Genomic DNA, 18390 nt, shown 5'->3' on the forward strand with positions numbered 1-18390 from the left:
AAAAGTAGGGCGGGGAGCTGCTCCGCCCACAATGGAGGTAATGAGTATATGAAACGAAAACTAACATGGCGAACATGGGCACTGGCGCTATCCATATTTTTGATGTTGGGCATGCTGCCGATTTCAGCGGCGGCAAATACGGTTGAACCGCTGGCGGGCGAGCCTCTGGCGACGGCCTCTGGCTCTGCAACGAAGAACGATTGGTCCTGGATGACTGTGAACGGTACCAAAAACAACACCACTGTGATCTATTTTGCGGGCAGCGAGTGGTATGTGGTTGGATATAACGGCAGCGGTGTTGCGACTGCTCCCGATGCAATCACGCTTTTTTCCGTCAATGGATTTGGAGCAAACGCTAAATATAATAATTCGACCGTCGGTGTGCAGAACCAATACATGACCAGCAATTTGAGGACGGAGTTGACAACAGGGACTCGATTCACCGCAATTGATGAACGGGAGAGGTCGGTGATGGTTAGTCGTTTGCTGGATGGGGTGGCAGGCACACAGCCCACTGATCCATTATGGGCGTTGAGCACGGATGAAGCCAACTCTTTGAACACGGATTTACGAATAGATAGCACCGGCTGGGGGCTCCGGTCGGCAGGCGCCAACAATTACAGTGCGATGGTTGTCAACAAAGTGAATCAAATGATCTCGACCTATGTTACTACTGCTTTTGCGGTTCGCCCTGCTTTCCATTTGAATCTGGCGTCCGTCCTCTTCACATCTGCCGCTGAAGGCGGTAAACCAGCAGCCGCAGGGCAGGAGCTGTCGGTTGCGGCAGCATCGGTGGGTAAGGCTAATTTGACGGTGGTGGATCGTAATACGGACAATCTGAGCCTTACCGTGACACAGGAGGTCTACAATGGAATCGAGAGGAATACCTATGCCCCCGGCAGTACAGTGGAAATTGCTTACAGCGATGCAAAAACCGGCGCAAACAAATATGTTTCTTGTGTGATTATGGACAGCAACGGCAGGGTTACGCATTACGGTAAGTTGTCCGACCAGGCAAGCGGCACAGCCACGTTTACCGTACCCGCCCTTGCGGACGGCAGTTACACCATCAAGTTGTTCAATGAGGAGTATAACGGCGATAAGAAAACGGACTACGCCAGTGAACCTGTCGAAATGATCATGACTGTAGCAAAACCTGTAGAAACAAGCTTCAACGTAACCCTGCCTGCCGGTACGGGATATACGGCCGCTGTACAGAGCGGCAGCAGCAGTCCGGTGGACCGGGACGGCAGCTACAGCTTCAAGGTGGAGCTGGCTCCGGAATACAACCTTTCCGTTATTACTGTAAAAGCAAACAACAAGACCCTTACACCTGATGGCAACGGCGTGTATACCATCAGCAATATTACGGAGCACCAGATCATCACAGTGACAGGCGTTAAGCATAACTCCACCATCACTGCCACTGCCAAACTGAATATCCAAAAGGATGATGCAGGTTGGAGCGGTCATGGGAAGAGCTTCACGCTGAAGCTGAGTACAGACGAAACGATAACAGCAAGAATGACCGGCACAGACGGAACGGTAAAGGCATCTGTCCATAACGGTACATGGAAGATATATGAAGGTTCAGCCTACACCGGCATGACAATCACAGTTGACAACACAGGCGGGACAGCGACGCTGAACTACTATACCGTCAAGTTCTCTGTTATTGATGCGGACACATCAAAGTAAGGAAAAAACTGAGACTCGTTCCGAACATGGGGCGGGTCTTTAACGCCGTTAACGATCGCGAATCCTAGTAGACTGCCCCAAGTTCTTGGCGACATCATCTGTTGACAAACAAATGGGGTTACACTAAAGTCGGTAACGAAGGCGAATTCGCAAGACATGGGGTGGAAACGCAATGTTGAAGGTGCTTATTGTCGATGACGATAAATTGGTGCGCAAGGGCTTGATGCTGACGATGCCCTGGGCTGAGTTCGGGATGGAAGTGGTTGGGGAGGCGAATAACGGCGTCAAGGCGCTCGAGTTTCTAAGCAGCTATGAAGTCGACTTGCTTGTGACCGATTTGGAAATGCCGGCGATGAGCGGCATGGAGCTGATGAAGCAAGTAAAGGGTATGTATCCGCATATATGGATGGTCGTTCTAACGTTCCATCAAGATTTCGAGAGCATCCAGCAGGCGCTGCGAATGGGCGCCATTGACTATATTGCGAAGGTGCAGCTTGAGCAGGAGCGGATGGAGGAGGTGCTCGGTCGCATTGTGTGCCGGATTCGCGATGAACGAATGCAGGGCGAACGGCAAAGTTTGTTCTACGACTACGAGCCGGGACGAAGTGAGTACGAGATTGCAACCGATAAGCCGAGCAACGACGGATCGCTAATGCCCGTCGACGCCGATATGCAGCAGCTGCGGGAAAGCTGGTCGGCGCTGTTCTGGGTAACAGATGATGCGGTTTACGAGCAGCTTCTGGAGGAGACGAAGCGGCTTCGTCCTTCCGTGTCGTGGCTGGAAAGTATCTTTTATTCGGCGGCGGCGGAATGGAAGCGCATTCTGCCGGATTCAGCGATTCCGTCGATCGGCTCGCAACGGCCTTTCGCCTACTGGGCGAATGCGGTGGAATGGCTGCGTGTAGTCAGGCTCGAGCTGCGCGGCAAGCTGCGCAAAACGTATTCGGACGAGGTTCTGCAAAGTGTCGTGAAAGCGGTGTCATATATTCGCGAGCATTTCAATCAGGAGCTGCGGCTGGCCGATGCGTCGCGGGAAGCGAATATGAGCAGAAGCTATTTCAGCCAGTGCTTCAAGGATATCGTCGGACAATCATTTAACGATTATGTGCGGAGTTTACGTATCGCCCATGCCGAGGTGTTGCTCCAACAAACGGCGAATCCGATCTATTGGGTGGCGGAGCAATGCGGCTACGAGAACGAAAAATATTTCAGCCGGGTATTTTGCGAGCGAATCGGCATACTGCCCAGCGAGTACCGCCAGCGGCAGCGGCTCAGCCCGAAGTGAGGTGCGGACGTACATGATGAAGGGACTCGAAGCAGCCACTTCCCGCCCGAGGCCGTATTTATTCTACACGCTCAGAAGCAGGGTGATCGCGTTGCTTCTGCTTAGCTCGCTCGTGCCGCTCATTCTGATCGGTAGCGTTTCCTACTACACGATCGCTTCGATGCTTGGTAACAAGGTCATGAATGGCGTACGTAGCCAACTGGAGCAAGCCGCTTTTTCGCTGAACAAGGAGATGCAGAGCTTGAACCATGTCGCCATGCAGCTATCGTTCGAGGGCGGCGTCGGCCAGGAAATGAAATCGTATTTATCGTCTGCGGACATCTATGAAAAATATATGTTGGAGCAGTCGATTCAAAACTATATCAACCTGATTACCTATACGAATCCGAATGTCGGTCTTGTTCACTATTATTTCTCCGATACGGGCAAACAAGCATTCCGGAATTACGGGATAACTTCTGATTTTCGGCCGGCGGACATTCCGAAGCTGTACACGTTCAGCGGAATAACGTACCATGCCATTCACAAATCACTTAAACTCGGCGTTGATTCGCTCGTTTTGTCCATTGACCGGCGCATCTTTATACCGGAGTACGGAACTCTCCATGTGTACGTCGAAACGAATCCACAGCTCGTATCCCATATTCTAGGTGCGGGTCAACTCGGTATGGAAAACTCCTTTTTGATGGCCGACGAGCATAACCGCATCGCATACAGCCAGAAGGAAGATGAGTTCCCTGCAGGCCAGGAATTCGCGCCGGTACTGTCGGACAAGCAAACGAACGAAACGCGAAGCAGCTACTTGTTTACCGAGAAAGCGGGTGACTGGACGTGGGCGGCTATCATTTCGAAGAAGGATTTCGACAGGGAAAAATATAGTTGGCTCCGCCAATTCGCGATTTTCGGGACCATATCGCTGGCGGTGGCGCTCGGCTTCGCCTCGATGCTGTGGAGGACGGTGTATAAGCCGCTGGACGGCTTCAATAAGGAAATCCGCTTGCTGCAAAACATCGGCTTTCATTCCGCTCTGAAGTATCCGCGCATCGCCGAATTCGATTATGTGCTGGATCGCTTCGAGGAGATGCGGCAGCGCATCTGGCAACTGCTCGAGGATGTCAGACGGAACGAGAAGCGGAAGGCGGAGCTTGAGGTGGAGAAGCTGATGTTCCAGATCAATCCGCATTTTATTCACAATACGCTGGATACGGTGCGCTGGCTTGCGCGGCTGAACGCACAGGATGAAATCGAACGGCTTGTCGCAACGATCAACAAGGTGCTTTATTACAATATGGGCAAAGGCGGGACTGCGACGATTGGCCAGGAAATTGCCCTTTTGAACGATTATGTGACGCTGCAGCAAATCCGTTACGATTTTCATTTCGAAATCGACATCAAGGCGGGGGACGGACTGATGGACGTGCCGATTCCGCGCTTTATTCTCCAGCCGTTGGTAGAAAACGCGCTTTACCATGGACTTGGCGACGAAGGCAAGATCGAGGTAAAAGCTGCTTTCGACGAAGACAAGCTTATCCGCATCGAGGTGAACGATAACGGAGCAGGAATGAGCGAGGAGGAGATCCGTCAGTTGTTCGAAGCCGAGGCGGGGAATCGCAACAAACGGGGAATGGGAATCGGCATCGGATATGTCCGCCGGATGATCGCGGCGCGGTACGGGGACGACGCAACTCTCGATATTCACAGCAAGCCGGGCGAAGGCACGTCGATCGTGCTACGTATTCCTGTCGAGAGAGCGGAGGGGTGAATATATTGGTGAGGTAGGGTGTATAATCGTCCGGCAGAAGGAATCATTTCGTCCGAAAGTGCTCTAAGAGGTCATACGAAATGATGCGATCGTGCTCTTCATTCAGGATGATCGTGACCTCTCAAATCGCCCTTTTTGTTCTATGCTGGTAATAGACTCCGGAGAGTGGGTCACTGTTTACAAAAAGATCAAAAAGGAGCGTGTCGCTTAATGAGTAGAAAGAAAGCGATTTCAACAATGGTTTCGGCTGTCTTCATGTCGAGCGTCGTTGTAGCCGGCTGTTCCGGGAACCAAACCCCCGCACCGTCGTCGTCAACGAGTTCGGGTTCCGCTTCAGCCTCTGCATCCCCGAAGGCGGAAGAAAAGAAGTTGAACATGAAGATGTTCATGGGCAACTCCGGTATTCCCCACCCAGAGGGCGTTGACCCGAGTAACAATCCGTACATCAATATTGTCAAGGAATACGCGAACGTTGATCTGGAGCTTGAAGTGCCGAATAGCACGGATTTCAAGACCAAGTTCAATTTGATGCTCTCTTCCGGCAATTTGCCTGACATCGTGCATACGTTTTATCCGACTGAAGCTTATCAACGCGCGGATGAAGGCGCATTCATCGATTTGAAATCCTATTATGACAAGTCGCCTGTCGTCCAGAAATACATCACCCCGGAAATGATGGAGATAGCCAAGTCCACAAGCGGCCACTATTACCGCATCCCGATGTCCTGGGCTTCCGTGCCGCAAGGCGACGGCGTTATTATGCGTTACGATCTTGTCAGTAAATACAATAACGGCAAAATACCGGAAACCGTCGAGGAATGGATCGAGCTGTTGCGCAAAATCAAGAAGGCGGAGCCGGATTCGATTCCGTTATCGAACCGTGTCGTTAACGAGATGGCGATTACGTACACGGGCTTGCCGTTCTTCTACTGGTACGGAGCCAAGCCTTTTACGTACAGGGTTGAGGGCGGCAAGGCAGTGAGCACCTTCACGCTGCCGGAATATAAAGCAGCCGTTCAAGTGATGAAGCAGCTTTATGACGAGGGCATCCTGGACAAGGAATTCGCGACGACAGATACACCCAAATATGTGGACAAGCTGAAAAACCGCAACGTTGTGTTGAACGTCAACGCGGCGGATCAGATGATCCCGACTGGAGCACCAAAGGAGGCAGGGTACGAGCATCAAGAAGAACAGTTTGTACCCCAGCTCAAGCAATATCCTTCCGTGCTGAAGGACGTCAAATATGCGCAGCCGAAGATGGCGTTCCCGATTACCGATCACGGTCTCTACATTTCGGCCAAAACGAAGGACAAGGACCGGGCGTGGAAAGTTATCGAAGGCTTCGCTTCGCCGAAGCTGCATGAAGCGATCTTCTGGGGCAAGGAAGGCGAAGACTACAAGGTAGAGAACGGCAAGAAGTCACCGATTGACGGACAGGGTCTTGCAAACAAAAAAGAGAAATATTACAAGCTGCAACTCGCTGTGATTTTCGGCTTCAACGACAGGAAGGAGTCCAGCATTGCGGCCGCCGAGAAAGCGATGAAGAAGGACGAATTTACGAGACGGATCGACGGCATGAAGCAGGTCGAGGACGTGGCGAGGAAAAACGGCATGCCGCTGGAGCCGTTCGTGAAGCTTTCTCCGGAAACTTCCGCCAAGAAGACGGAGTCGAACCAATTCATTTCACAGGCCACGGTTGAAGCGATCATGGGCAAAATTACGATGGAGCAGTTCGATCAGAAGGTCGAGGAATACAAGAAGAAGTATGGCTTCATCTACGACGAATATACGAAATATATGAATGCCAATAAAGATCAATTGCGGAAGCTTGGCGTCAAAGAGGTAGAGTGGTAGGAGGAAAGCTGACTTGCGGTGTCCGAGGACACCGCAAGTCGTTTATCGAAAAAAAGGGAGGGATAGACCGTGAGCGTAACCGCACAGACAAGAGCAAACGGCAAGCGGCCCGCTATGCGGACCAAACGCCGGGTGTACAGGAAAACGGTATTCGCCCTGTATTTGATTTTGGCGCCGACCTTGCTGCTGCTGCTCGTGTTTAAATATATTCCGTTGTACGGGATTTCAATCGCCTTCCAGGACTTCTCGCCGTTTCGCGGCGTCACCGGAAGCCCCTGGGTCGGGATGAAGCATTTCGCGAAATTCATTCAGGATGAAACGTTCTGGCAGGTGATGCGAAATACGCTGATTATTAACTTTTACGATCTGCTGTTCGGATTTTCCGCCCCGATTGTGTTTGCGATTCTGGCCAACGAGCTGACGAACGGTATGTTCAAACGGGTAACGCAAACGATTTCCTATTTGCCGCACTTTCTTTCGTGGGTTGTTGTGGCAGGGGTGTTTTATCAAGTTTTATCGCCTACAGACGGGCTTGTGAACGAGATGCTCGGCTGGTTCGGTAGGGAACCGATTTATTTTACGACAGAGAAAGAACTGTTCCGCGGCATCGTCGTATCAGCGGGAATATGGAAGGACGTCGGCTGGTCCGCGATTTTGTATTTTGCGGTGATCGCTGGCATCGATTCAAGTCTGTACGAAGCGGCGAAGGTCGACGGCGCCAGCAGGCTCCGGCAAATTTGGCATATTACGCTTCCCGGCATGGTACCGATGATCATCCTGCTCTTGCTGCTGCGCTTGTCGCATATGTTCGAAATCGGTTTTGAGCGCCTGTTCGTCATGCAGAACCCGCTTGTGCTCGACGTCTCCGACGTGATTAGCACCTACGTATACCGCATCGGTCTGGAGAAGTCGCAATACAGCCTCACGACCGCCATCGGCTTCGTGCAAAGTGTGCTCGGCTTCCTGATGCTGATCACCGCGAACAAGCTGTCGAAGAAGCTGTCGGGCATGGGACTTTATTGACGGAGGGAGAGAATACGCATGCTGCACCGGAGTACGACCGGACGGATTTTCGACATTTTCAACGTATTATTGTTCATCGTGTTCTGTATTTCCATACTCGTTCCGTTCATCAATGCGATCGCGATTTCACTAAGCAGCTATAAGGCGGCGTCGCTAGGCAATATTGGACTTTGGCCGAAAGGCTTCAATCTCGAAGCGTACTATAAGCTTGCCTACAGCAAGCAGTTTTTGCGGACGTTCCTGAACACCGTGTTTCTGACTGCGGTCAATACGGTGCTCGTCATCGTCCTGTCGCTTTCGGCAGGCTATGCGATGGCGCATAAGCATTTGATCGGGCGCGGCTTCCTGTTTATCGTGCTGATTATTCCGATGTATTTTAGCGGCGGGCTTATTCCGTTTTATTTACTCGTCAACCAAATTGGCTTGAACAATACGTATGCGGCGCTAATTTTGCCGAGCGTCATCAACGTCTTTTACATTATCGTATTCCGCAATCAGATTAACCAACTGCCCCAGGAACTGATCGAGTCGGCGGAAATCGACGGGGCGAGCGAAATGCGGATTTTGTTCCGCATCATTTTACCGCTTGTGCTGCCGATGGCGATGGCTTTCATTGTATTCAGCGCGGTAGCGTACTGGAATGAATGGTTCGGCGTTCTGCTCTTCGTTCGCGAGAAGACGATGTGGACGCTGCAATATCAACTCAGAGACATCCTGATCAATTCGACACTGATCGATTCGGAGACGCAGAAATCGCTCGTCAACGATGAGCACACGATCCATCCGAACAATTTGAAGATGGCTGCGCTCATGCTGACTATTTTGCCGATCATTGTGATTTACCCTTTTGTGCAAAAATATTTCATCCACGGCCAGCTCGTTGGCGCAGTGAAGGGCTAATGCGACGACAGGCTGCTTTCGGAAAGGGGAAACAGGATGGACGAAACAAGGCGATCAGCAACAATAGGCGTCATCGGATTGGGGGGAGCGGCGTCTCTGGAAGAGTGCTGGGAGGTTTGGGGAAATAATTCATCGACTGGATAATTTGAAATAAATATTTCCGAAGAGAAAGAATTAATAAATTTTGTATAAGAATCACAAAAAAACGATCAGGATGGAGTCGATGCAAATACATGAAGGCAATTGAAGCGGAGAGATGGCGAGGAGAAATAAAACGGGCAGCTATTCCGTACGGAAGGGATCCGTTTATCAACACCCCAATGCTTCCGATAGGGAAAGGAAGCGACGGAGAAGAACGGTTTTGGATCAGCTCCTGGAACAGCGTCAGCGGCACCATGGGCATAGTCGTCACCGAGTCCGGCAAAGAACGGATTTACCGTTTTCCGTCCATCCATTCCGGATTTTACAGCGCCGCCCAGGAGGACGGCGACACGCTATGGCTGTGCGGGGACCTCTCTCGCGTCGTTCGGCTGACGCTAAGCACGGGCGAGATCGAATGCTGCGAAACCGGCGCGCCGTCCGCCCTTGTTTTTCAAGGAATGGCGCTCGATCAGGCGACAGGGAAGCTGTTCGCGGCCGCGTTTCCGCCGCCGTCGACAGCGGCGTTCTCCTTCGATTATCGGAATCGAAGGCCGGTTAAACAGTATTCGGAAGTATGTCGGGAGCACTATATGCGGGCGGCATTTGCGAACGGCGACGGCACGTTCAGCATCGTGATCGATAACCCGGACGTCGCGCTGCTGCAGTGGGATCCGCGGAAGGAAACGGTTGAGTCAGTCGTGCTGGGCGAAATAGCCGGACATATCCCGAGCCCGTCGCAAAGAAGAGAGCATGTCAAACGTTTGATCCGCAGCGAGGAAGGATGGACGTATTTCCCTTACTGCGGCTGGTACGACCCGCTAACGAGACAAATCGTAAACGGCGCTCCGCTCCCCGAGCGGGAAATGGACTGGTTCGCCAGAAGAGGGAGCCGGGTGATGGGCGTGCATACCGATTTTCAGAATGCTTCCATAGCGGTTTGGAATATGACGACCGGCCGCGTAACCGAAATTTGCCGTATTCCCGACGCGAGCGCCCTCAGCGTAAACCTTACCGTTTCCGGGGATATTGTAGCCGTCAATCTGTACGGGGAATTTTACCGGTTCGACGGAGAGACCGGCGCGCTTCTCGTATCGAAGCGGCTTCCGGCAGAGTCGGTTGCGCACGTCGATTGTTTATGCCGGATCAATCGGGATCGGCTGCTCGGCACCCCCTTCATCACCCAACGGTTTTGGGAAATCGATTTGAGGACGGATAAAGGGACCGACTGCGGCAGAGCGGCCCCGGGAGTCGGAGAAATATTGCTTACGTGGAACGTCCGGGGAAAGGTGTATATGGCCGCCTACGCGGGAGGAGAACTCGTCGAATACGATCCCGGGCGGCATCCCCGTTTTCCGGAAAACCCCCGCGTGGTCGCCGATCCGCCGGGGGGCATGCGTCCGGTTGCGGGCGCCGTCGACGGCCATCTTGTTTATTACTCCTGCAGTCATAAATACGGCATTTTGGGGTGCGTGCTGACCCGATACGATACGGTTTCCGGTATCGCCGCTTACAAGGACGACCCCGTCCCTGGACAAATGATACGCAGCCTTTGGCATGACGGCGAAACGCGCGGTCTGATCGCAGGTACGACGATGGATGCCGATTGCCAAAGCTGCCCGCCCGCCTCGCCGGCTTGCTATTTCGTCCGTCTTGACGAGCGCGACCTTTCCGCCGTGCGGAAAAGCCCAGCGCCCGCGGGAACCCGGATCGCGACGGTATGCGGTCCAATGGGACGGGGGCGTTACTTGTGCACCGTATCCGGCGATTTTTCCGGAGACGCCCGTACCCGGATGTTCGTGCTCGACGCGGAACGGATGAACGTTCCCGGGCTGGACGAGATGGATATAGTTTCCGGGCATACGCGCAATATCGTCGCAGCAGGCATACCGGGTTTGTTCGTGATGTGGAATGGCGACGCTTTCGAATTGTGGGATATGAATCTGCATCGGCGTTTGCAGCTTCTGCATGAAGAGGCGGATGCGTACCATTGCTTCGTCCAGGACGATTCCGTCTATTTGGTGACTCATGGAGAAGTCATCATTCTCGAAGGCTGCCTGTCGTCCTTCCGGGAAACCATCTAAATCGAGGAGAGAGAAAGGGGAAACAGCATGTCTACATTCAAACGAAAAGCGGCGCTCGGGGGACTGGCGCTTATGATGACTGCGGCTTTCGGCGCGAAGTTTCGGAGAAAGGAGCTGCTACCGCCGGGCCAAAAGCGACGCTGCATCTGCTGACATCGCATGCGGGCGCCGCCTATGCCAAAGGAGTGAGAGTGGCCGACGACCCGTAACCGCACAGACAAGAGCAAACGGCAAGCGGCCCGCTATGCGGACCAAACGCCGGGTGTACAGGAAAACGGTATTCGCCCTTAAGAAATTTTGTATAAGAAACATAAAAAAACGATCAGGGATGAATCCTGATCGTTTTTTTATGATGACAAGCGGGTCAAGTTCTTGTCGTCCGACAGAGACGGAAAGGGGAACATGTAACATAATCGGTTGAATGACGAAGTGTGCATGACGAATGAGAAGTAAGAAAAAGAAGTTTGTCGGCTGACAAGAAAAATATAACATTAAGAGTCGCGTATATCGCGGCTCTTTTCATTTATGTTGTCATGTTCTTGTCTTGGGTCAATGACAAGAACTCGACAACATGCCCCACAGGTGACAAGAACATGACAACATACTCCACAGATTGATTTTGATTCTTACGTTGTGGCCGTCAGGCCATGGTTGACATTCTGGGAGGACAAGAACATACATTCAATGAAAGTTGCGGCTTTTTATTTTTTTATGTGTAAGTTCTTGTCCTTTTCGCTGGACAAGAACTTACATCGTTACCCGAATTGGGACAAGAACATCCTTAGCCGCGACTGAACAAAAAACGGTTGAGGGAGGGGGGGGGCTTAAACTGGAAATGGAACGGGCAGATTAGTTTAATTATGCGTTCTGAGAATTGTTCTTCAGATTCTGAGCAAAATAAACCAAAAATTGAATTGAGGTTAAGGAATGAACATGTTTCTCTTATCCATAATGATCTTGACCGTTACTAGCTCATCAATAATTCCATTGCTTAAGGGCGATGATGTTACATCCATGCAGGTTGTTAGAAACATGCCTGGAGAGTACGAGCAAATGTATAAAAATACTGATGGATCAGGAAAAGACAGAATAACAAAAGTGGTCGGGTGGATCAACAGTTCAAAAATTGTTGGTGGAATGGCTGAGTTTGGAAAGTACTCAATGCTAATAAAAATACAAATGAATGACGGAAGATTGATTACAGTTTCACAAGCGTATAAATGGGTTCATGGAACAATGCCAGATGGGAGCGGTATTTCACACGCTACTCCTATAAAAGGCGATATCGTGATAAGGACCGGTTTGAAAACGATTCGCGCAAGTTCGCCAGAACTATATGAGTGGATTCAAGAAGACTGTAAACAAGAACTGCACTAACGGGTACTAGAGCTCAATATCCAAGACAACGAGACTACCGAGGAAACGATCGGCAGCTTATATTTTAAGGACTACCGGTAAATTATCGGTAGTCCTTTGAACATTATGGCCAGTTTTTAAGGTTTACGACGGAAAATTGTCAATTCAGCGAGTTGCTTGAACGCGTAGCTCACGGAAGGCTGCGTCATATGGAGGCTTTGCGCGGTTTTGGTCAGATTGGAAGTCTCAGCGATATGCAGGAAAACGCGGTACCATTCTGTGTTCATGATTATTTGCTATCGATCCATTCTATGACAGTTATTGAATATTACGATTTCATTTATTTCAAGTATACCCCTAAACTGAAGTAGAAGGAATTCTGATGAATCGGGGGTGCATGGACATGGCTGGAAACACATTCGGAGAGCGGTTGAAAATGACCACGTTTGGGGAATCCCACGGAGAGGCGGTAGGCGTCATCGTGGAGGGCATCACGCCGGGCGTCGAGCTAGACGAAGCATACGTCCAGATTCAGATGGACCGCAGAAGGCCGGGGCAATCCTCAGTTACGACTCCGAGGAAGGAATACGATAAGATTCGCATCTTATCCGGCCTCTTCGAGGGCCGTACGACGGGGACGCCGCTGTGCATAATGCTGAACAACACCGACATGCATCCATCTGCTTACGACGACATCAAATTTATGTACCGGCCAGGGCATGCGGATCTCACTTACGAGAAGAAATACGGGATCCGCGACTACCGCGGCAGCGGCAGAGCTTCAGGCAGGGAGACGGCCGCGCGAGTGGCTGCAGGAGCGGTGGCGCGCAAGTTGCTGGAACGGCGGGGTGTCTCAATCCTGGCTTATACAACCGAGATCGGCGGCATCCAATGCGAGACCTTTGATGCTGATTCCATCGAACTCAACTCGGTGAGGGCCTGCGATCTCGCGGCCGCAGGGCGCATGATCGAACGGATCGAACGTTTAGCCGCAGAGGGCGACAGCTGCGGGGGCATCGTGGAATGCCGGATCGGTGGAGTTGCGGCGGGGCTGGGGGAGCCAGTTTTCGATAAGCTAGATGCGGAGCTGGCGAAGGCGATGCTGTCCGTCGGCGCGATCAAAGGTATCGAATTCGGGGCAGGTTTCCAAGCGGCTTCGATGCGGGGAAGCGAACATAACGACCAAATGGACGCGAGGGGATTTCGGACCAACCATGCAGGCGGGATTATTGGGGGCATCAGTACCGGGTCGGACATCGTGTTCCGAGTCGTCGTCAAGCCGACTTCATCCATTTCCGTTCCGCAGCGGACCGTCGACTCGGACGGCAATGAACGGGAGATCGCAACGATTGGCAGGCACGACCCGTGCATCTGCCCTCGCGTCGTACCCGTGATAGAAGCGATGGCGTGCATGGTGATTGAAGATCATTTCAAGCGAAAAGCTGCTTTGTTGGACGAATAGAAACCACTTACATTTGATCGTTCTAGGCTTCAATACTGCAAGGTTACAGCCTGCTTATCATTAACCTAACGGGATACGATTGCTCAATAGAGGAGAAGTGACGACAGCTTATATAGGGATTGCCGTTTTTCTAAATTAACGAGGTTACGTTAAAATTGTTCCCCCTATAAAAAATAAAGATAAGAAAGCAATTCATAAGAAAAATAACTTGTTTTGATTGGATAGGATTGACAACCGACATCTACGTGTATAAAATATGAATGAATCATTCATTTCGAGGTGTGACATGGCTGACGCAAGACTTCAAAGCATCTATTTTCATGCGGGCAGGCTTTTCAATACTAAACATTACGCGAATACAAAAGTATCTGAAATTGCTGCCGCGGCTGGTGTCGCCACCGGCACGATCTACAATCTGTTTACAAGCAAGAAAGCCATCCTGACCTTTGTCATCCGCGCGTCATTGGAGAAAGACTATCTTGACTCCGATATTGTGCTGCCGGTCGAAGAAGCCGACATGAACCATTTGAATGAGCTTAACGTGAAGCTCCATGACCGGATCTTCAATGATATTCTGCGCATTGCGGACGCAAACGGATCGATCATCAAGCGCTTCGAACAGATGGTATCTGATATTTTCGATATGAGCGCGGACATCCTTCTTGCAACCGGAAATATCGAAACGAACGCGAGTATCCTTCGTGAATTGGCAAACGCCTTTTTCCCGGCGAAGGATAAGTTCTTCCAAGTTTTCGAGCATAACTTGACGATCTATATGGATTCCGGCGAAATTCGGAAACTCGATTACCCGCGTGTGCACGTGCAATGCATCAACGATATTTTGACGTGGTGGGCAATGAACGCGAACATCTTAATGCCCGACATCTCAGTACCCCGCGATGCAGCCCGTGAAATCGCCGTCGATCTCGTGGCGAGGGCTTACTCAATCGACCGCAAGTGACATAAACTATAATAATGCAGGCACGCTTAGGCGTGTCTAAAATAAATGAATAAAATTGAGTGAATTGTTCATTCGCTGAATAAGGGGGATAAACGTCCGATTTTAAGTATGAAAATAACGTTGGAATTAAACAGGAGACATGGAGCGGTCCAAATCGACAACACTACCGGTATTATGGCCTCAAACTCGGCACGCCTTGGCGTGCTATAATTCATGAATAATATTGAATGAATTATTCATTCATAAGGAGATGGGCAAATGAACACAGGCATTATGCCGGTTACGCATGAAGCAACCCCAAGCACAATACAAGTCATGCAACGTTATTTGTCAGTCAATGCGAATCACGCCTCGTTTCTCGCATCAACGATCTTATTCTCATTGTTAACGTCTGCCATATTAAGCGTCATGACGCAGTGTCTACATGCAATCATTGATAATTATGGTACAACGGGCTCGATCGTTAACAAGCAGACGGCACTTCTCTTGATATCGCTCGCGGTATTTATTCCATCGCAATATTTGCAACAATTTCTCGGAATCAAATACAGCGAACTGTGCGACCGCACGATGCGCGACAAAACGTTTGCGATCGTGTCCCGGATCGACAAACAGACCCTTGATGCCCAACGGTTGGGTGACATCCTATCTCGCGCCAATAGCGATTTAGGCCAAATCAACGGGGCTTTGCAAAATTATTTCTCGGTGCGGCTGCCGCAACAAATCATCGGCCTCGTGGCACTTATCGTATCCCTCCTTATAAGCTGGCAATTAACGCTATTCTCGCTTGCCATTGTGCCGCTTATCGCGATACTGCAAGTGAAAATCTCGGCTCCATTAACCCGCTTCGTACTACAGTGGCAGCAAGCGGCCGGCGAATCGCTTTCCATTGCGAATAATATGATGGGCGGCTACGAAGTCGCAAAGGCGTACAATATGGGTGAACGATTGCGCCACCGTTACGACGCGGCAGTGGATCGAGCGGCCGATAGCGGAATCAATGCCAACCGCGCGACAATATTGCTCACCCCGTTAGGGCAGGTATTGTTCTTCCTTCCGCAAATCATCATCTGCGGATTCGGCGTCTATTTGGCAAGCATCCATCACATCACTTCCGGCGGCGTCATGTCAGTCATTATATTGAGCGTTTTCATCAGAAACCCGATCGGAGATTTTTCATCCGTCCTCTCCGCATTCAAAACAGCGCGCGGTTGCGCCTCTCGCGTATTCGAACTGTGGGATCTGTCGTCTGAACCGACGGGCGGAACGGAAAGGAATCCGGAAGGAGACGCCATCCTGTTCGATAACGTAGTGTTCTCCTATCCGGATAAGCCGCCCGTATTAAACGGGTTATCCTTCTCCGTCAAGCGAGGCGAGCATATTGCGCTCGTCGGCGCAAGCGGTTCGGGCAAGTCAACCGCGATCAAATTGCTCATGGCGTTATACCGTAAGCATGGAGGCGATATCTCGCTATTCGGCCATGCCATAGAGGGGTGGTCGACGGACGCGCTTCGCGAACACATCTCCTATGTGGGGCAGGAGACGTATCTGTTTGCCGGAAGCATATGGGACAATGTGGCAATGGGAAATCGAGTCGCAACGAACGAGCACATTCAAGCCGCGATCGACGCCGCGCTGCTGAACAATATCGACGCGAAGCGTGAAATCGGCGAACTCGGGCTTCGTCTTTCCGGCGGACAGCGGCAACGGGTCGCGATCGCACGCGCGATGGTGAAGGACGCTCCGCTTCTCTTGCTTGACGAACCTACCTCCGCGCTTGATACGCAAAGGGAAGCATTGGTGTCCGAAGCGCTTCGACGACTCATGCAGGGACGCACCACGATCGTTATAGCGCACCGGTTGTCTGCCCTTCGTAATATCGACCGCGTATTATGCCTTCAAGACGGCCAAATTGCGGAAAGCGGTACGCATGAACAACTGATGAAGTTACAGGGCGTATATTATCGACTCTATAAATCGCAGGAGGCGGACACATGAAATCAGCGATTGACAGCATCCGGCACACGTTTCGAATGATGGCATGGTCTTGGCGGTTCATTCGGTCATGGCGAACGCGCTATCTTCTATGCTCCGTGATCAGCATCCTGCAGAACGCATGGATGTCGATCACCTCCGCCTATTTAATCGGACAGACGACGGCGCATGCCGCAACGGGCAACTTTGCAGCGATGCTGGATACGATCGGCATTGTTGCCGTCATTGTACTTGTAGGCATCATTGTCATATCGGCCGTTAATTACCATACCTCACGAATATACGTCCTTGGGCTTGCACAGATACGCAAGGATCTGTTCGCAAAGTTGACCGCGATGCCTGCGGCGGAGGCGGATCGGCAATTGTCCGGCGATTTGGCCGTTCGCATGAGCTTGGATGCGGAACGTACCGCCGCGTTTTTCGGATCCATGATGACCGGTGATCGCAGTTTATTCGCCATCCCTGTCAGCATCCTGATATCCACGATCATTTGTATCGTGAAGCAGCCTGCCATCGGCATGATGAATCTCATATTTGTATTCATCAGCATCTATGCAAGCCTGGCTTGCATTCGCAGAGAATACACGTGGCATACGAAACGAATGGGCATCATGTCGGCCCTGACCCAGCGAATGATCGACATGATTGCAGGCAGCATCGTCGTGCGTATGTTCGGGCTTGCTTCGCATATGCGGGAACAATATGAGACCGATTCCGGAACCGCTTATTCCTATGCGATGAAAGGCGCTAACTATAACGCGATGCGTTCATCGTCAAGTTCTGCCATACAATGGAGCGCGATTGTTTTTACGCTTATCACGGGCAGTGTGTTCGTTCACATGGGAATGACCGATTTAGGTACCGTGGTGTTCATCGTGCTCATGCAGTCGCAAATCAATAATGACGTGTTGATGATGACCAACTCGTACCATCAGCTGCAATACGCAACGATTGCCGCGGTGCGAGTTAAGGAAATCTTTGACCGTCCCGAAGAGCGAGTGCGAGAAAATACAGCAAATCCGGATGCAAATGCGGAGCATGCGATCGATATGCGATGCGTCACGGTGTCGTACGATACCGATTTGCCCGTTATTAACAAAATGTCCTTACAAGTCAAAAACGGCGAAAAGCTGGCGATTGTTGGCGGCAGCGGCGGAGGCAAGACGACGCTGATTCGCTATTTGATGGAGCTCGCGGAAGCGGACAGTGGGGACACTCAAATATTTGGGCAGCCGCGTGAGCGGTATTCACAGGAAGCGGTACGAGGGCTTATCGCGTATGTACCTCAAAACTGTTATCTATTTGACGGCACGATTCGAGAAAATATCGCATGGGGCAATATCAAGGCAACCGATGAAAGGATTTGGCAAGCCGTGCGCGAAGCGGGTTTGGAGGAATTGGTCCATCGGTTACCCGACGGTTTGGATACGCGTGTCGGCGAACATGGCACACAATTATCTGGCGGACAACGCCAGCGTATCGCCATTGCGCGCGCAATGGTGAAGGATGCACCGCTGTTGCTGCTTGATGAAGCTACATCCGCGCTAGACGGCGAATCGGAGGAACTCGTTCAACAAGCATTGGAACGGCTATTGGAGGGACGGACCGCGATCGTGATCGCGCATCGTTTATCCACGATCCGCAATGCAGACCGTATTATCGTCATGGAGAATGGAGAAGCGGTGGAAGAAGGAAACCATGAGCGTTTGTTGGCGCGTTCCGGCCGGTACGCACAGCTATATCGGTTGCAATATGCGTAACAAACGAAGTCCGCGGAAACCGCGGGCTTTTTTGCAGTTACCGCGCAAATAAAAATTGAAAGCAGTGGCTGTACGCGGGAATGGGATTCTTGTTGTGCAGCGACACAAA

The 18390-nt window shown here is 51.3% G+C and carries 15 protein-coding genes; 13 read left to right on the top strand and 2 right to left on the bottom strand.

What is annotated here, in order from left to right; all coding sequences use genetic code 11:
• Window positions 1-48 precede the first annotated feature (48 nt).
• From ACKGJP_RS08210 to ACKGJP_RS08220, 3 genes are all read left to right on the top strand, one after another.
• A complete protein-coding gene (locus ACKGJP_RS08210) occupies window positions 49-1698 on the top strand; it encodes a hypothetical protein (RefSeq protein ID WP_409345173.1) in 1650 nt (549 codons plus the stop codon).
• A 172-nt stretch (window positions 1699-1870) separates the two neighbouring features.
• On the top strand, window positions 1871-2983 hold the full coding sequence (locus tag ACKGJP_RS08215; protein ID WP_409345174.1) for a response regulator: 1113 nt from the start codon (window positions 1871-1873) through the stop codon (window positions 2981-2983).
• 13 nt (window positions 2984-2996) lie between these two features.
• Entirely contained in the window at window positions 2997-4745 is a 1749-nt protein-coding gene (locus tag ACKGJP_RS08220) for a sensor histidine kinase (protein ID WP_409345175.1), read from the top strand.
• 188 nt (window positions 4746-4933) lie between these two features.
• Here the strand turns inward: ACKGJP_RS08220 and ACKGJP_RS08225 are convergent, their stop codons facing one another.
• Window positions 4934-5134: a hypothetical protein gene (locus ACKGJP_RS08225; RefSeq protein WP_409345176.1), complete on the bottom strand. Its 201-nt coding sequence runs from the start codon at window positions 5132-5134 to the stop codon at window positions 4934-4936.
• On the opposite strand from ACKGJP_RS08225, the gene ACKGJP_RS08230 reads away from it, so the two are divergent.
• The 6 genes from ACKGJP_RS08230 (at window position 5121) to ACKGJP_RS08255 (ending at window position 12124) form a co-directional block, all read left to right on the top strand.
• On the top strand, window positions 5121-6602 hold the full coding sequence (locus ACKGJP_RS08230) for an extracellular solute-binding protein (protein WP_409345177.1): 1482 nt from the start codon (window positions 5121-5123) through the stop codon (window positions 6600-6602). The two genes, ACKGJP_RS08225 and ACKGJP_RS08230, sit on opposite strands and share 14 nt — an antisense overlap.
• A 69-nt stretch (window positions 6603-6671) precedes the next feature.
• A complete protein-coding gene (locus ACKGJP_RS08235) occupies window positions 6672-7625 on the top strand; it encodes an ABC transporter permease (protein WP_409345178.1) in 954 nt (317 codons plus the stop codon).
• Window positions 7626-7643: 18 nt separating this feature from the next.
• Window positions 7644-8525 carry a carbohydrate ABC transporter permease gene (locus ACKGJP_RS08240; RefSeq protein WP_409345179.1) on the top strand — a complete coding sequence of 294 codons (882 nt, stop codon included), beginning with the start codon at window positions 7644-7646 and terminating at the stop codon, window positions 8523-8525.
• Window positions 8526-8758: 233 nt separating this feature from the next.
• On the top strand, window positions 8759-10747 hold the full coding sequence (locus tag ACKGJP_RS08245; RefSeq protein ID WP_409345180.1) for a hypothetical protein: 1989 nt from the start codon (window positions 8759-8761) through the stop codon (window positions 10745-10747).
• A 27-nt stretch (window positions 10748-10774) separates the two neighbouring features.
• Window positions 10775-10900: a hypothetical protein gene (locus ACKGJP_RS08250; RefSeq protein WP_409345181.1), complete on the top strand. Its 126-nt coding sequence runs from the start codon at window positions 10775-10777 to the stop codon at window positions 10898-10900.
• 774 nt (window positions 10901-11674) lie between these two features.
• Window positions 11675-12124 (top strand): hypothetical protein, encoded by a 450-nt coding sequence (locus ACKGJP_RS08255; RefSeq protein WP_409345182.1) that lies wholly within the window; start codon window positions 11675-11677, stop codon window positions 12122-12124.
• Between the two features lie 116 nt (window positions 12125-12240).
• Here the strand turns inward: ACKGJP_RS08255 and ACKGJP_RS08260 are convergent, their stop codons facing one another.
• Window positions 12241-12390, bottom strand: a complete 150-nt coding sequence (locus ACKGJP_RS08260; RefSeq protein WP_409345183.1) for a LysR family transcriptional regulator — start codon at window positions 12388-12390, stop codon at window positions 12241-12243.
• A 116-nt stretch (window positions 12391-12506) separates the two neighbouring features.
• Between ACKGJP_RS08260 and aroC the strand changes: the two genes are divergently transcribed.
• The 4 genes from aroC (at window position 12507) to ACKGJP_RS08280 (ending at window position 18281) form a co-directional block, all read left to right on the top strand.
• Window positions 12507-13565 (top strand): chorismate synthase, encoded by a 1059-nt coding sequence (gene aroC / locus ACKGJP_RS08265; RefSeq protein WP_409345184.1) that lies wholly within the window; start codon window positions 12507-12509, stop codon window positions 13563-13565.
• 256 nt (window positions 13566-13821) lie between these two features.
• Complete coding sequence (locus ACKGJP_RS08270; protein WP_409345185.1) at window positions 13822-14526, top strand: TetR family transcriptional regulator; 705 nt, start codon at window positions 13822-13824, stop codon at window positions 14524-14526.
• A gap of 258 nt (window positions 14527-14784) precedes the next feature.
• Window positions 14785-16524 (top strand): ABC transporter ATP-binding protein, encoded by a 1740-nt coding sequence (locus ACKGJP_RS08275; protein WP_409345186.1) that lies wholly within the window; start codon window positions 14785-14787, stop codon window positions 16522-16524.
• Window positions 16521-18281, top strand: a complete 1761-nt coding sequence (locus ACKGJP_RS08280) for an ABC transporter ATP-binding protein (RefSeq protein WP_409345187.1) — start codon at window positions 16521-16523, stop codon at window positions 18279-18281. Before ACKGJP_RS08275 ends, ACKGJP_RS08280 begins: the two co-directional genes overlap by 4 nt.
• The last annotated feature ends 109 nt before the right edge of the window (window positions 18282-18390 follow it).

The organism is Paenibacillus litoralis, from assembly GCF_046244365.1.
Lineage (GTDB): Bacteria > Bacillota > Bacilli > Paenibacillales > NBRC-103111 > Paenibacillus_V.